Genomic DNA, 15,479 nt, shown 5'->3' with positions numbered 1-15,479 from the left:
GTTCTCACTCCTTTAAAGTTCATAAAAATTGTTATTGAGGGATCTCAATCATAGTAGTCTAAACTATCTCTACAGCTTTCACAGATAGTCATTCCATTGAAGTATTGTAAATCCCTAGAAAATGATTCACAATTTGTACATATTCCTGTATAAATATCTGCTTCTTTTTCAATTGAAGTCTCACGATTCATCTCAATTAAATTATTCAAAATAGTGTCTAATTCAGGCGCTATTGCTATTATATCTCTATCAGTAACTATACCAACTAATGTTTTATTTTCCATTACAGCAAGTCTTCTAATATTAAACTTCAACATAACCTTTGCAGCCTCTATAGTGCTTGCAGATGGCCTTATTGAAATAATTGGAGAAGACATCATTTCTTCAACTGTAACATCACCAGGATTCAATTCAGATGCAAGAACTTTTTTAACAAGGTCTCTTTCAGTTATTATTCCCGTAACATTGCTGTTTTTAGTTACTATTATGCTTCCTATATTATGCTCGTTCATAATTTTAGCAGCTTTTAGAGAGCTCTCATTAGTGTCTAGAGAAAATATTTTTTTAGACATCACTGAGTGGACTGAAACGCCTTTGTCTAAGTTTCTCATAGAAAAACCTTTATCTTCTTTAAAATCGTCATCATCAGTTCCAAGAAGCATGTAAATCCCTGCTTTATTTATATTTACCAAAATATCTGCACTGACTCTTTTTTGTTAGTCATACCCACATGTAAATGTGGGTTTTTATGCTATATATAACTTCTTTTTTTGATGATAATGTTAAAGACTGGATTGTCAAATTGTTACTTGAGTATGTAGATTTGACTTCTATTGCCTACATGAGCTTCTATTTCATCGCGCAATCCATCTTTTACATATGCATCTATGACTTCAATATTTGAACCGATATCCATTTCATTGATTTTATTTGCATTGTCTCCCCATAATACAAGCCTGATTCTACCACTCCTATCAGACACATATATGTTAGCAACCAAATCTTCTGTACCATCCTTACGTGTAAATTCTTTAATATCATCTAAACCTGAAATCTGGCCTTTGATCGAACATGCCTGATTTGGAGTTATTGTTTCAATGAGGTTGAAATTTTCTTTAAACTCTATATCTTTGTCCACTTTCCTTATTAATCCATAAAAGCCAGTTTGCACTTCAACCTCATTGGTAAAATTATTGGTACGGGCATAGGCATTAATTATTTCCAAAGAACTATCTAGATCAATTTCTTTGCAAAAATCAGTTTTTTCATCCCACAAAGTCACACGGATTTTACCGGAATCATCGCCAATCAATAAATTACAGACTTTTCCAATAGATCCATCTTTTCTTTTGAATTCACGGATATCTGAACTATCTAATACTTTTCCAACAAGATTAATATCTTTATCTCCATCTTTAATTTCCTTTATTTTCTGATGTTTAATATTGATATCAATGTCTTCAGAAGCCTCTTTTATTGTATTGTTATTTCCAATATTAACCTCCAGTCCACTATATCCTTCTTTTGGATATCCATTACCCACTAGACATGTGCCTACTTTGATACTGTTGTTATCAATTAAATCAGCTTTTTCGTCCCAAAGCGTTACCTTAATAGAACCAGTAGAATCACTAATAATAATATTTCCAACCTTACCATTAGTACCGTCATTTCTTTGAAATTCTTTAGTATCAAATACTGAGATGACTTTTCCCATGAAATTTACATTACTGTTATTAGATGAAATATCAGATATATTTACAATATTTTGGTCATCACTATGTACACCTAAGTCGTTTGCAACAAGCATAGCAGCTGTTTTTTCATCACATAGACCATTCATTTGGTTAACTTTTTCAGTTACTTGTTCTATAAATTCATCTTTAGTTAAAAGATTACTAACTTTTTTATATATACTATCTAATTCTGATTGATATTCCATATTTGCACCAATATCTGAAACTAGTCTTTTATTATTTCAAGTATTGAATCCATCTTTTTTAAATCACTTTCTTTTTAGTTAGGAAGATGTATCAAGTTGTGTTATGTGATATTCTTTTGATTAAAACTTTGTGATGAGTTGGGCTAATGGAGAAAATATATTAATATAGACTTATATGGGTAAAGAATAGTATGATTCGCAAATGTTCAGATGATGGCTACTTCAGAGGAGAAGTGTGCCCATATTGTAAAAATAAGGGAAAATTCGTTCTAGATAGTGAAAAAGAGCAACGCATTGGTAAATTTGTATCGGGTGTACTTCGACATTTTCCAAATGATGTAGGCCTTTCAATGGATAAAGAAGGATGGGTTGATTTTGATGGTTTTTTAGATGCAACAAAAAAAAGATATAAATGGGCAAAAAAAGAATCGTTGATATCATTAGTTGAATCCGATGAAAAACAGCGATATGAGATCATTTCGAACAAAATAAGAGCAAGATACGGCCATTCTGTAAATGTTGATTTAAACTATTCAGACAATAATTTATCAACACTATATTATGGAGTGAGCCAAGAAGAAGTTGACATGGTTTTTGAAAATGGAATATTTCCTATAAGGCAAACTTATGTTCATCTAAGTACATCTTATGATAAAGCGAATCAAGTGGCTCAAATACACACAGAAAATCCTATTATCTTAGGGATAGATTGTAATAAAGCTAGAAATGATGGCATTACAGTAATGGGTGTAAATAAAGATATTGCTTTAATGGAAAAAGTTCCAACAAAGTATATTTACATGGCAAATGAATGAAACTTAATAAGAAATACCTAATGCCTAAGTAAATGTGGTTGAAATGGTGATTTTGAGGCCATATAATCAATTCAAACTTTGACTTTTTGACTTATACTTACTCACAGAAACCATAAGTTTATTAAATAACTATTTCTAATATAAGCTTAGTAAATTAGTAATCATAAATTAAATGATTACTTCATAATAATGGATATAACAATCCTATCTACTGAGAATCACAGCAAAATCAAAATAATCACATAATTAATTTACAACGACAGAACTTGAGGTTACTTATAATTTAGACATAATTAATACAAAAATATGTGAACCTAATGGTTATATTATATAGTTGTAGATATAATAAAATAATAAGCTTGTATCATTGGGTAAATTGAGTAGCAATAACCCCAAAATCTAGATAAAGGGTGATATAACATACACATTTAGATTTAGATGAGAACGATATAAACTCCACCAAAAGAGCAAGATTAGTGATTTGTGGGGAAACCTGATGACTATTAGATAAAGAAGGTGCACTAATGAATTACTACTGGTAAAAGTTCTTAAAAAATGTAAATAAATTTTGATTTGCAGTGAGTTCTCTGTAGTTAGGTAATTAAAACTAATGTGGAGAGAACCACCGATGCAAAATACTGATACTACAAAATATATTATTCATGGGAAAATCAATGCCGATGGTGTCATAGAAAAACCTGATATTGTTGGCGCTATTTTTGGTCAGACTGAAGGACTACTGGGAGCAGATTTAGATTTAAGAGATTTGCAAAAAACTGGTAGAATTGGTCGAATTGAAGTAGTTGTAAATTCAAAATCTGGAAAAACTAAAGGTAATATATTTATTCCATCCAGTTTGGATCGAGTAGAAAGCTCAATACTTGCTGCAGCTATGGAAACAATTGACAGGGTTGGTCCATGTAATGCAAAAATAGAAATCACTCAAATTGAAGATGTTCGTGCAACTAAAAGGAAACATATTGTTGACCGGGCAAAACTGATTTTAACTACAATGTTTGATGAGAATCTACCTGAATCTCAAGAAATCAGTGATGAGGTTAGAGAATCGGTTCGAATTGAAGAAATGCAATATTATGGGAAGAACAAAATTCCTTGTGGCCCAAACGTTGTTGACTCAGATGCCATTATTGTTGTAGAAGGTAGAGCAGACGTGCTAAATCTGTTGAGGTATGGTATAAAAAATGCTGTTTGTGTCGGTGGAACAAATGTTCCACCTGAAATAAGTGAACTAACTCGAAAAAAAACAGTTACAGCATTTACTGATGGAGACAGGGGTGGCGAACTAATTGTAAAAGAACTATTACAGGTAGCTGATATAGACTATATTGCACGTGCTCCTGATGGTAAAACAGTTGAAGACTTAGTTCAAAGAGAAATTGTTAGAGCTCTAAGGCAAAAAGTACCAACTGAACAAGCAGTTGATATGTATTCTTTAAGAGACAATTCTTCAAATGCAGGAGATAGTTCTAAAAGGAAAGAAAAAAAGCAAGCAGATACAAAAAGACTTTCTTCTGCAAAGGTGAGTAAAAGAAACCCTAGAGAAGCAGTAACTGTAAAAAAACCTGTAAAGGCTCCGATAAAGCCAGCAACAAAAAAGGCAATTGATAATCAACAAAAAGACCAGAAGCCTACAGAAGCTTCATCTAAAAACCAAGCTTTGGCACTTAACGATACTTTTAATGCTCACGTATCGGATCTTTCAGGGACTCTTACTGCAAGGCTACTTGACGATAAAGAAGATATAATTATCGAAATGCCTGTACGTGATTTGGTGAACACACTTAAAGAACATAGTGGTAATATAAAGAGTATAATATTTGATGGAGTAATTACGCAAAGAATTTTAGATATAGCCGCAGACAAAGGAATTGAAAACCTTGTAGGTGCTAAAGTAGGGAATATCGCAAAAACTCCAGCTACAGTAAATGTTATTAGCTCAAATAATCTGATTAACTAAACATCTGAGCTAACTCCAACTGCTGGGAACATAATGATTATTAGTAAAGAATAAATAGAAATTGTTATATAGGATAACTCAGAAAGAAATTTCCGCCAATAATTGTTTTATTTGATTTAAATAAGTATTCTACTAACTAATAATCTCCAGTCATTCTAATACAAAAAAAGGATATGTTGATTATCATGCACAAAGATGAACTAATTCAATTACATACATTAATGGCTCAGATTAAGAGATATTTTGAAAGTCAGGGAATAGAACACGAGTTTGAAGAATATCAATCTCTTTCAATAAGCCCTATGCATATTCACCGCAGTAAGGCTGAACATAAGCATGCAATATTTGTACTGGGTAATCATCTTGCATCAATAATTACTGAAGATGAACCCTCAAACTTTAATCAAACAACTTCTAGAATGCAAGAACTTGCTTCTAAATCAGGAGATGAAATTGTACATAGCAATTAAAGATTTTGAAATAAATTAATTACTATTCAATATCAAAAATAGTATATGGAACCTATCATTTTTTTCATATATATTGCATCTTCATATTTTGAATAATAGCATTTCTCTATCCAACAAGGAACAAAGCCATGCTTTAAATATAGTTTATAAGCTGGTTTGTTTTTGATATTTACGTTAAGACTTAGATATTTTACGTGAAAGGTTTTGCATTTTGAGAATAGTGATTTCAGCAACATAGTGCCAAATCCTTTATTTTGAAAATCCCTTGAAATAACCAATGAATGTATCACATGTTCATGTGATGATAGCGGGATACTTATTATATAACCCACAAGAGTTTCATCTACTATTGCTACCAGAAAAAAAATTTCTGGCACTTCATAAAATGATACATAATAATCAGAATCCCATTTTGCAAAAACTTCAGTTGAAACTGAAATAACATCTTTGATATCGTTTGCTTCTACAGTTCTAATTATCATAGTCTTATTTTAACTGTTGTCCAACTTTTGAACGTGTCTAATATCTACTGCTATTCCATATGAGGAATTCATCATTTCATAAGCACTCATTACTGCCCTTCCAACACATATTACTCTTGGTCCTTTTACAATCACTTCATCCTTTGGGCGAATATCAGGGTCAACATTTATTATTCCTGGAACAAGAATTGATCCTTTAGGTATAAAATCATCAATATATACTGTATACTTATTTTCATCAGCAATCAATTTAGCTCCCTCTATTGTTAATGCCAGAATCCCATATTGTGGAATTAAAGTTGCTATTTGATCTTGATCAATATATACTTGGTATTTTGGGTAAGGGCCTTTGATTATTGAATTATTAGGTACTAATATTTCTCCAATTTTAGATCCAAACTGATAATCTGCAATAGATTTTAACATTTTTCTAGGCTCTAAATTTCTAAAATTAGACGATTCATCTAACAACAAAGAAACCGTTTTTCTCAGGTTTGAAAGCGAGTCTTTTGAGGTTGTTTTCCCTGTCGCTGTGTAGATTATATCGATGTTAAGTTCTAAAGATACTCTTTCACATATTTCTCTATAGACTCCCTCTACATGGGCCACGATTTTTTTGGATCCAGACTTGTATTTTAAATAGCTAGATAGTCTATCGGCCACAATTTTTTTCTCGTCCTCACTCCAGTGTCCAGTAACTGCAATATCATAATGTGCCGCAGGGTAAGTAAGTTCTAATTCTCTTGGTATAACACCAAGTGGCGATGAAAGAATTATCTCATGAATATATTTTCTATATTTACCTAATGCCTTAATATATTTCTGATGTGACTGCGAAAAGGAATATGGCTTTCTTGCAGAACAAGGTAAAATTAAGCAAACGCTGTTATCGGGGGGACTATATCTATCCAATGTTCGCTGTGAAAATCTTGAAAATTCAATTCGATGTAATGAGTCTGATGTATTAGCTATTAAAGTTCTAGATCTGACTATTTCTGTAATCTTTTCCATATATGTAGGGTTATTGTCAGAGTGCCTCAACAGGGATGTTAGTAATGGAGAACTACTTGACTGGCTTTCAACATATTCTCTTAGACACCCATCTTTTATTTTTTGTCTAACATTAGCTAACTCGGCTTTAATCACGTTTATGTTATGCTTTTTTAGAAATGAAAATCGTTCTTTTCTGGTCATTGACATTACATTTTGGTGGGATAAGGAGGAACAATCTTGACACATGCATGGAAGTTCTGATAATTGATTAATATCGTAAAAACCATAAGTGGTTAGATACATGTCCTGAGATGAGGCTATTAAAACAGCAGTAGAATCAAATAAATCCACTCCCAAATATGTTAGAGTTGCTATATTTTGTGGTAATGCAACTGCTGGAGCATAAATGGCTGTATCAAATGGGACGTTACTTTTTATTTCTAATATTTGTTCAAAAAATCGTCTTGCATTTTTGCTATATATACCAGAACCACTAATTATGTACATATCTACGTTATCTTTTTTGTAACCATCATACACCAATCCAATGGGTATGCTGTTACTTATATCATCTAAAAAAGAGGATTTTATATTTCCAACAGTAGGCGTAAATATTTGGTGGGGAACAATAACTAGATTCTCACAACTGCCTTTTTCCTGAATGTGCTTGATGATTTTAATTAACTCATCATTTGAACTATTCCACATTGATCCTAAATCAATGAATAAAGATTCAAAATCTTTAATTCCGGGAGTGTCAATTAGAGCAGGTGTACGGATATTTTGTTTAAGCTTTAGATTTCCTAATCTTGCAGATCCATTTTTGTCTATAATTTCAAAATATTTGGTCATTATGTTATCTAATACCTCTAGTTAAATGTAAAATATTCGGTTTGTTGGCGTAAACTATAAAAGTAACTATTTGCACAAGAATGTGAGATGAAAATCATTCAAGAACTTCAAAATATTGTAGGCTCAAATAATGCTACATCCTCAAAATCACAATTGTACTGTTATTGTAGGGATGCATCTCAGGTTAAAGGCATGCCCGAATATATAGCAAAACCAAGTACTACAGATGAAGTAGTTGAAATTGTAAAGTTAGCTAATAAATATGATATTCCAATCGTTACTAGGGGTGCAGGCACAGGTATGGCCGGAGGGGCAGTTCCTATAAAAGGCGGCATTTTACTTGATATGTCAGGTATGAAAAAAATAATGTCAATAGAACCTGAGAATTTACAGGCGTTTGTAGAACCTGGTATAGTTCATTCAAAACTTAATGAAGCTTTAGAACCATATGGTTTTTTCTTTCCACCTGATCCCGGAAGTTCTGAAATGTGTACAATAGGTGGGCTTATTGGCAATAATGGGAGTGGAATGCGCTCAGTCAAATATGGTACCACAAAAAACTACGTTTTAGATTTAGAAGTTGTAATGGCTGATGGTATGGTTATAAATACCGGTTCAAAAACGTTAAAATCAATTACTGGATATGACTTAACCAATCTCATCGTTGGATCAGAAGGGACATTGGGAATCATTACTAAGGCATTATTAAAAATCCATCCTCTGCCAAAAATGCGATCTGTTATGTTAGCATCTTTTGAGGACGCAGAACTTGCTGGTGAAGCAGTTGTTAAAATCCTAGCGAATGGCATTATTCCTTCAGCTTGTGAAATACTAGATGAGACTACAATTAAAGCCTTAAAGGCATATGACCCAGGGCTCGAGATAAGCGACGCAGGTGCAATTTTGCTCTTCGAGGTTGACGGAACTCCAAATGCAGTAAATGATGGTATTGAGACTATTAGGGATGTTTGTTCTTCTATTGCATTTGAAATAAAAACGGCTTCAGATGAGGCTGAAGCACAAAAGATTTGGAGATCCAGAAGACTGGTTGGTGCATCCATATCTAGAATAGATCCAAAGCTTACAAGGGTTTACATGGGAGAGGATATAGGTGTTCCAATAAAAGAAATACCTCAAATGCTATCGTACATACATAAGCTTTCAAGTGAATTTGATACACCTATAATGACCTATGGACATATAGGTGATGGAAATTTACACACCGGAATGGCAATTGATTTATTAAACAGTGAACAGATTGAAAGAGTAAAAAAAATAGCAGACTGTATTCACAAAAAAGCGATATCCTTGGGAGGAACAGTAAGCGCTGAGCATGGAATTGGTGCTGCAAGGGCAGAATATGTTGAGGCAGAAAAGGGCAATGCATTAAAAGTAATGAGTTCTATAAAAAAGTCTCTTGATCCAAAAAACATACTAAATCCCGGAAAAATGGGGGTCTAAAAATGTCTCAACAAGAAAAGCTTGAAAGTAGTTCTATATTAAAATGTGTTCGATGTGGGACGTGTAGATCAGTTTGTCCAGTATTTGAAGAAATAGGATGGGAATCTAAGACTGCAAGAGGTAGGATGCTTCTAGGCCAAGGCCTCATAGAAAATGAATTAGAAGTTGATGAAGAACTGCTTGAAAGCCTTAATATGTGTACAACATGTGGAATATGTGAAGAAAAATGCCCAGCAGGTGCAGCTCCTCCTAAAATCGTGGAGACTGCAAGACAAATGCTAGTAGATAAAGGCCATCATACAAATTCTCAAGAAAAACTTTACAATAATACTATGGAATATGGAAATTCCTTAGCTGAGGCTAGTGATAGGAATGAATGGGCAGTAGGTTTACAACCAGCAGAAAATACTCTCAAGTCAGATTATGTATATTTTGTTGGGTGTCTTGGAGCTTATAGATACCCAAAGCTTGCTAGGAAAACATATAGTATACTTAGAAAACTTGGAGTTGCTCTTTTAAAAGATGAAAAATGTTGCGGATCTCCAATAATGAGAACTGGGTTTAATGCTGATAAATTAGTTTCGCATAACTTAGAACAAATTAAACAAGTAGGAGCACATACTATAATTAGTAGTTGTGCTGGGTGCTATAACACTTTTAAGAAAAACTATCCTGATGAATTTAGAGTTATGCACGTGTCAGAATTCCTTGAAGAAAACTTATCTAGATTAAACCTGAAACCCCTTGACATTATAGTAACTTACCATGATCCGTGCCACCTTGGTCGATCACAAGGAATATACGATTCACCCAGAAACATCATAAAATCAATTTGCACATTGATTGAAATGAAAAGATCAAAAGACCAAGCCAGGTGCTGTGGAGGAGGCGGAGGCGTACGAATGGCCTACCCCAATCTTTCTATGAACTTAGCAAAAAAAAGGGTTGATGATTTTCCTAGAAACATTGATTATGTCGTTACAGCTTGTCACTTGTGTCGTAATAATTTAATTGAAGGGGGATCTGAAATCGAAGTGATTGATATTGTGGATTTAATTTGTTTATCAATTGCAGACTAATTATTATTTTTTTCTTTTATTGACCCTTGAAATTAGACATTTCCAAGAGTTACCAACCAAGTCAAGTCTTTTTGCGGCCTTAAGTCCTTCGTATATATATTGATGATTACGTGGATTTTTATAATGAAGGAGTGCTCTTTGTATTCTTTTTTCTTTATTAGAGCGTGGGACATGCACTTCTTTCCCTGTAAATGGATCAATTCCGGTGTGGTAAATACACGTTGAAAGTGTCATAGGAGTTGGAGTGAATTCCTGTACTTGTTCTGTATATCGATTTTTTTCATGTATATATTCAGCAGTATTAACCATATCTTCTATTGTACAACCTGGATGACCTGACATTAGATAAGTTATTAAAAACTGCTTTTTGTTAATATTTTTATTAATTTCATTGAATTTCTCAACAAAACTTTCAAAAACATCATTACTTGGTTTTCGCATTATTTTAGTAACTTTTTCCGAATAGTGCTCAGGTGCAACTAATAGTTGGCCACTAATGTGATGTTCACATAATTCTTTAATATAGTTTTCATCAAGGACAGCTAAATCATATCTAATTCCATATCCAACAAAAACTTTAGATACACCTTCAATTTTTCTAAGTTCCCTGAGCATTTCTAGGATTTTAGTAGTGTCATATTCTAAATTCTTGCAAGGGACAGGGAATAGACACAATTTGTTATTACAAGGTCCATCTTTTGCCCATTTAGGACATTTTATAGAATACATGTTAGAAGTTGGGCCACCAACTCCATTAATTATCCCTTTAAAATCTTTCATTTTAGTTAAACTACTTGCTTCATTTAGAATAGACTTTAAACTTCTACTTACAATCATTCGTCCTTGGTGAGCATTGATTGAACAGAACGAACATCCTCCAATACATCCTCTGTGAGTTGTTATTGAAAACTTAACAGGCTCTAAAGCAGGCACTGGTTTATCGTAAGATGGGTGAGAGGCCCTTAAAAATGGTAATTCATATAAGGAATCTAATTCATTTTCTGTAAGAACCCTAGCTGGTTTATTTTGAATAATAATTGTTTTAGGATGCTTTTGAACTAGTACTTTTCCCATTATGGGGTTTTGATTCTCATGAATTATTTTAAAAGCTTTAAGGAACTTTTTTTTATCATTTGAAACATCTTGATAACTTGGGAGTTCAATCGCTTTGTTTTGTTCTAGAAAGTTCATTTCTTTCCATTTTTTAATGCTGCATTTCCATACTATGCCATCAATATCAGACAGGCTGCTAATATTATATCCTGCACTTAACTTAGTGGCAATTTCAATAGTTTGCAACTCTCCCATTCCATAAATTAAAATATCAGCAGGGGCATCAGCAAGTATAGATTTTCTAACTCGATTTGACCAATAGTCATAATGAGCAAATCTGCGCAGTGAGCTTTCAATTCCACTTATTATTATCGGAGTATTAGGGTAGGCTTCTTTAACTTTATTAGCATATACGATTACAGCTCTATCTGGTCTTAATCCTACATTTCCACCGGGTGAATAGCTATCTTTCTTTCTAGGTCTGAAATTTGGTGTATAGTTGCTCACCATTGAGTCTGTATTTCCAGCAGTAATTGCAAAAAATAAATTAGGAGCTCCTAGTTCTGTGAAATCATTAATATTATTCCATTTCGGTTGCGATATAATTGCGACCTTAAAGTTATTTTTTTCAAGTAATCTTCCAATAATTGCAGCACCAAATGAAGGATGATCAACATATGCATCCCCAGTGATTATAATAACGTCTACTTGGTTCCAACTTCTTTTTTTCAATTCATGCTTAGTAGTAGGTAGAAATGAGTTTATTGAAGACATGAATTCACTTAAATCGTTTTTGATGCTTTAAAAGATAACATTACTTGATGGTTTACATCTATATCTGTAATTGATCCATGACCTGGATATAATGTTTTTATATCAAATTTGGTGATTTTTTCTATAGATTTTGATAAATTTTCTGAAGAACCACCTAAAAAGTCTGTTCGACCAAAACTTCCATTGGGGAAAATTGTATCTCCTGAAAAAAGAGATTTTGTAGCTGGTTCATATAAGCATATACTACCAGGGGTATGTCCAGGAGTATGTATAACTTTTAAATTAGTATCATTAATTTGGACAAAATCACCATCTTTGTAAAATATATCTGGTATTATGTCCGGTGCTTTTTGACCAAATAGGTGTGCAGCGCTTGAAATATTATCTGTAAGTAGTTGGACATCATCACTATGAATCCCAATATTTGAGTTTGTAATCTCAGCTAATGATTTTGCTGCGCCTGTGTGGTCATAATGAGCATGTGTAAGTATAATAAGTTCAATATCCTTAAGGAGATTTTTATGTTCTAACTTATCTAGAATATATTGTAAATTCATCCCAGGGTCTATTAAGGTATTTCTATTAACTACATATGTATTTGAGTCATACGATGAAGAATTAAATATTTGTACTTCCATTAAAAAGAACCTCTATTTTATTTTATGTTAAAAATATCACAAGCATTTCTAGTTGTTTTTAAAGCTACGTTTTTTTCATCTTGATCATGTAACCTAGAAATTAGCTTTAATGAGTCTATAATATATACAGGCTCATTGCGCTTGTTTTTTCTAGGTGATAAGTATGGGCTGTCTGTTTCCAATACCATACTATCAAGTGGGGTCTCCTCAGCTATTTTTTTATGATGACTTGAAAAACAAACTAGACTTGAAATAGAAATAAAGTGACCGTTACTGATAATTTCTTCTAAAAGATCTATTGGTCCGCTATAACAGTGAAAAACAACACATTTTAAATCATGTACCATTTCGAATACTTCTCTTTCACCTTTTCTTGCATGTACTACTAGTGGTAAATCGGTAGATTTTGAAATATCAATTATTTTTTTAAATGCATCAAGCTGTTTTCTTTTATATATAGTGTCACTGTAATAGTGGTAATCTACTCCAGCTTCTCCAATTGCCTTGATATTATTCACGTTTTGCATAATTTGAGAGATAACAGCATCAATATCATACTTGTCTGGCCTAGCAGCAAGATGTGGGCTTAAACCCATAGTTGGATGTACTTGTTCAAACTTAGCAGATAATTCAAGTGTTGATATATTAGTATTATAACTAACACCTGAATTAACAATATGTGAAATATTATTCTCAAGTGCACGAGATATTACTTCATCTCTGTCTCGATTAAACTTGTCAAAGTCTAAGTGACAATGGGTATCAACTATTTGGAAATCCATATTTATTTATTGAGTAGAGTATTGATTGCTGTGATTAATGCATCAACTGAAGCCATGACTATATCAGCACTAGCAGACCTTGCAGTAACTATCTTTCCATTTTCATCTTCAACACCAATTATTACTTCGGCTAAAGCGTCAGATCCACCTGAGATAGCTTCTATTCTGAAATCATGGATTTTAACCTTAGTGTGCTCACCTATCATTTCTTCAACAGCTTTTAAAGCTGCATCAACAGGTCCAACTCCAGTATTTGACATTATTAGCTCTTCTCGATCAACACTTGCTTTTACCACAGCAGTTGGTGTAATTATGTTCCCAGTCATTACAGAAAGTTCTTTTAGCTTGATTAATTCTTCTCCAGCAGGCTTTCCCATCACAGTAAGTGTTACCGCATTGAGGTCTGCATCTGTAATTCTTTTACCCTTATCTGCAATAGCTTTCACACGACTTACAATCTCATTTAATTGGTCATCTGTAGGATTTAATCCGGCTGTTTCAAGTGATTTTTTTATTGCATGTTTGCCTGCATGTTTACCTAATACAATTCTTCTAGTATGTCCCACCATTTCTGGCGTCATTATACCCGGCTCAAAGGTGTCCGATTGTTCTAGCACACCATGTGTGTGGATACCAGATTCATGCGCAAATGCGTTTTCCCCAACTATAGGCATAGTAGGAGGCATTTTAACTCCAGTAAATCTTTCAACAAGTCTTGATGTTTCAACAATGTATTCTGTATTTATATTAGTGATAGCACCGTAAATAGACTGCAAACTCATTACAGCTTCACCAAGATCCGCATTCCCAGCTCTCTCTCCTAACCCATTTATTGTGACTTGAATTTGAGAGGCACCTGCTTCAAATGCCATTAAGCTATTAGCTACTGCTAAACCAAAATCATTGTGGCAATGTACATCAATAGGAATATTTATTTTAGAATCGACTAGTTTTATTAAATTATACATTCTTGAAGGAGACATCACTCCAACGGTATCTGGTACGTTAATTATATCACATTTATTGTCTTCAACAGCTTGATATATCTCTATAAGGTAATCTGTATCTGTCCTAGTAGCATCCATTGCAGAAAACATGCACTTAATTCCATGATCTTTGATGTATGATACAGCCTCGCATGCCATGTCAAGAACTTCTTCTCTGCTCTTTTTTATTGTATGGATTCTTTGAACATCAGATGTGGATACAAAAGTATGAATCATATCAACATTTGCATCAATACAAGCATCTATATCTTTTTTTAGTACACGAGCCAGCCCACAAACGTTGGTGTTTAGGCCAGAAGAAGCTATTGTTTTAACGGCTTCCATATCTCCTTTAGAAGAAATGGGGAATCCCGATTCTATGCTATCTACACCTAATTTATCTATTTGTTGTGCTATTTCAAGCTTTTGTTGAATAGTAAGTGAAACACCCGGTGTTTGCTCTCCATCTCTCAATGTGGTATCAAAAATGCTTACCTTTCTGTTCCTGTTGCTGTCAATGTCGTAAAAAATTGATCCCTCTTTTAATTTTGATAAATATGGTATTAAGAAGTAAATGTAAAAATAACAATAGTTTTAAAATTATTTAAACCTTTAGATAATTAAAGAAATTATGGCTATTCCACAGCTGTTTTTTTTTAAAAATTAGATATTAGTACTATAAAGAATACCACCCTTTAAGCATGAAAGAAAAATTATATATATATGTAAGTTGTTGTAGAGATGCTTCGTGCGAATAAGTTTAAATTAATGCACGAAACGTTCTTATAATCATCTTATATGGAGGCAGGAGTTATTTCTTGCCTGACGCTAGATCTGGCAGTTCAGTTAATTTCGGCTGATAGTTGTATATTATTCAATGACACTTACTGTTCTAAGCCTTAAATTTAAGACTTGAGTACAGAAATGAGCATAACGGATAATACTAAAACATGAATGTGTACTAAACTATCAGTCAGGTAATGTGGAATAAAATACACTAAACCAAAATTGACTGAATTGTGCATTGAACTCAACAAAGTGATTGAGTTCTCCCACCAATTCAAACCAAATTCAAACCAAAAAAAGGTGTGCAAATAATTCTGGTTGATCCTGCCAGAGATCACTGCTATCGGTGTTCGACTAAGCCATGCGAGTCAAATGTTCTTCGTGAACA

13 protein-coding genes and 1 rRNA gene are annotated in these 15,479 nt (G+C 33.2%); 6 read left to right on the top strand and 8 right to left on the bottom strand.

Going from position 1 to position 15,479, the window contains the following annotated elements; genetic code table 11:
* Positions 1 to 44: 44 nt before the first annotated feature.
* Together J2T59_RS04975 and J2T59_RS04970 are read right to left on the bottom strand one after the other, a co-directional pair.
* Positions 45 to 662 carry a CBS domain-containing protein gene (locus J2T59_RS04975; RefSeq protein ID WP_259134580.1) on the bottom strand — a complete coding sequence of 206 codons (618 nt, stop codon included), beginning with the start codon at positions 660 to 662 and terminating at the stop codon, positions 45 to 47.
* Between the two features lie 143 nt (positions 663 to 805).
* Positions 806 to 1,942 (bottom strand): OB-fold nucleic acid binding domain-containing protein, encoded by a 1,137-nt coding sequence (locus J2T59_RS04970; RefSeq protein ID WP_259134578.1) that lies wholly within the window; start codon positions 1,940 to 1,942, stop codon positions 806 to 808.
* 191 nt (positions 1,943 to 2,133) lie between these two features.
* Between J2T59_RS04970 and J2T59_RS04965 the strand changes: the two genes are divergently transcribed.
* From J2T59_RS04965 to J2T59_RS04955, 3 genes are all read left to right on the top strand, one after another.
* Complete coding sequence (locus J2T59_RS04965; RefSeq protein ID WP_259134576.1) at positions 2,134 to 2,757, top strand: RNA 2'-phosphotransferase; 624 nt, start codon at positions 2,134 to 2,136, stop codon at positions 2,755 to 2,757.
* Positions 2,758 to 3,385: 628 nt separating this feature from the next.
* Positions 3,386 to 4,735, top strand: a complete 1,350-nt coding sequence (dnaG, locus tag J2T59_RS04960; protein ID WP_259134574.1) for a DNA primase DnaG — start codon at positions 3,386 to 3,388, stop codon at positions 4,733 to 4,735.
* Between the two features lie 185 nt (positions 4,736 to 4,920).
* Positions 4,921 to 5,205 (top strand): UPF0058 family protein, encoded by a 285-nt coding sequence (locus J2T59_RS04955; RefSeq protein WP_259134572.1) that lies wholly within the window; start codon positions 4,921 to 4,923, stop codon positions 5,203 to 5,205.
* Between the two features lie 32 nt (positions 5,206 to 5,237).
* Here the strand turns inward: J2T59_RS04955 and J2T59_RS04950 are convergent, their stop codons facing one another.
* Together J2T59_RS04950 and arcS are read right to left on the bottom strand one after the other, a co-directional pair.
* Positions 5,238 to 5,687 carry a GNAT family N-acetyltransferase gene (locus J2T59_RS04950; protein WP_259134571.1) on the bottom strand — a complete coding sequence of 150 codons (450 nt, stop codon included), beginning with the start codon at positions 5,685 to 5,687 and terminating at the stop codon, positions 5,238 to 5,240.
* A gap of 9 nt (positions 5,688 to 5,696) precedes the next feature.
* On the bottom strand, positions 5,697 to 7,532 hold the full coding sequence (arcS, locus tag J2T59_RS04945; protein WP_259134570.1) for an archaeosine synthase subunit alpha: 1,836 nt from the start codon (positions 7,530 to 7,532) through the stop codon (positions 5,697 to 5,699).
* 87 nt (positions 7,533 to 7,619) lie between these two features.
* Here arcS and J2T59_RS04940 point away from each other — a divergent pair, with 87 nt between their 5' ends.
* Complete coding sequence (locus tag J2T59_RS04940; protein WP_259134569.1) at positions 7,620 to 8,993, top strand: FAD-binding oxidoreductase; 1,374 nt, start codon at positions 7,620 to 7,622, stop codon at positions 8,991 to 8,993.
* A gap of 2 nt (positions 8,994 to 8,995) precedes the next feature.
* The gene (locus tag J2T59_RS04935) at positions 8,996 to 10,072 is read left to right on the top strand and encodes a (Fe-S)-binding protein (RefSeq protein WP_259134567.1); all 1,077 of its coding nucleotides are present in this window, start codon (positions 8,996 to 8,998) and stop codon (positions 10,070 to 10,072) included.
* 3 nt (positions 10,073 to 10,075) lie between these two features.
* Here the strand turns inward: J2T59_RS04935 and J2T59_RS04930 are convergent, their stop codons facing one another.
* The 4 genes from J2T59_RS04930 to J2T59_RS04915 are packed head-to-tail and all read right to left on the bottom strand — an operon-like array spanning position 10,076 to position 14,869.
* Positions 10,076 to 11,899: a YgiQ family radical SAM protein gene (locus tag J2T59_RS04930; RefSeq protein WP_259134566.1), complete on the bottom strand. Its 1,824-nt coding sequence runs from the start codon at positions 11,897 to 11,899 to the stop codon at positions 10,076 to 10,078.
* Positions 11,900 to 11,907: 8 nt separating this feature from the next.
* Positions 11,908 to 12,537, bottom strand: a complete 630-nt coding sequence (locus tag J2T59_RS04925) for an MBL fold metallo-hydrolase (protein ID WP_259134564.1) — start codon at positions 12,535 to 12,537, stop codon at positions 11,908 to 11,910.
* Between the two features lie 17 nt (positions 12,538 to 12,554).
* Positions 12,555 to 13,319 (bottom strand): TatD family hydrolase, encoded by a 765-nt coding sequence (locus J2T59_RS04920; protein WP_259134560.1) that lies wholly within the window; start codon positions 13,317 to 13,319, stop codon positions 12,555 to 12,557.
* 2 nt (positions 13,320 to 13,321) lie between these two features.
* Positions 13,322 to 14,869: a 2-isopropylmalate synthase gene (locus tag J2T59_RS04915; RefSeq protein WP_259134729.1), complete on the bottom strand. Its 1,548-nt coding sequence runs from the start codon at positions 14,867 to 14,869 to the stop codon at positions 13,322 to 13,324.
* Positions 14,870 to 15,402: 533 nt separating this feature from the next.
* Between J2T59_RS04915 and J2T59_RS04910 the strand changes: the two genes are divergently transcribed.
* Positions 15,403 to 15,479: ribosomal RNA gene (locus J2T59_RS04910) — 16S ribosomal RNA — on the top strand; the annotation flags it as partial.

The organism is Methanosalsum natronophilum (assembly GCF_024808815.1).
Taxonomy (GTDB): domain Archaea; phylum Halobacteriota; class Methanosarcinia; order Methanosarcinales; family Methanosarcinaceae; genus Methanosalsum; species Methanosalsum natronophilum.
This window is presented reverse-complemented; position numbering and strand designations above follow the sequence as displayed.

Coding starts and splice junctions, on each gene's coding strand:
- J2T59_RS04925 (WP_259134564.1), bottom strand. CDS start 12,537: ATGGAAGTACAAATATTTAATTCTTCATCGTATGACTCAAATACATAT.
- J2T59_RS04930 (WP_259134566.1), bottom strand. CDS start 11,899: ATGTCTTCAATAAACTCATTTCTACCTACTACTAAGCATGAATTGAAA.
- J2T59_RS04940 (WP_259134569.1), top strand. CDS start 7,620: ATGAAAATCATTCAAGAACTTCAAAATATTGTAGGCTCAAATAATGCT.
- J2T59_RS04955 (WP_259134572.1), top strand. CDS start 4,921: ATGCACAAAGATGAACTAATTCAATTACATACATTAATGGCTCAGATT.
- J2T59_RS04970 (WP_259134578.1), bottom strand. CDS start 1,942: ATGGAATATCAATCAGAATTAGATAGTATATATAAAAAAGTTAGTAAT.
- dnaG (WP_259134574.1), top strand. CDS start 3,386: ATGCAAAATACTGATACTACAAAATATATTATTCATGGGAAAATCAAT.
- J2T59_RS04920 (WP_259134560.1), bottom strand. CDS start 13,319: ATGGATTTCCAAATAGTTGATACCCATTGTCACTTAGACTTTGACAAG.
- J2T59_RS04975 (WP_259134580.1), bottom strand. CDS start 662: ATGCTTCTTGGAACTGATGATGACGATTTTAAAGAAGATAAAGGTTTT.
- J2T59_RS04965 (WP_259134576.1), top strand. CDS start 2,134: ATGATTCGCAAATGTTCAGATGATGGCTACTTCAGAGGAGAAGTGTGC.
- J2T59_RS04950 (WP_259134571.1), bottom strand. CDS start 5,687: ATGATAATTAGAACTGTAGAAGCAAACGATATCAAAGATGTTATTTCA.
- J2T59_RS04935 (WP_259134567.1), top strand. CDS start 8,996: ATGTCTCAACAAGAAAAGCTTGAAAGTAGTTCTATATTAAAATGTGTT.
- arcS (WP_259134570.1), bottom strand. CDS start 7,532: ATGACCAAATATTTTGAAATTATAGACAAAAATGGATCTGCAAGATTA.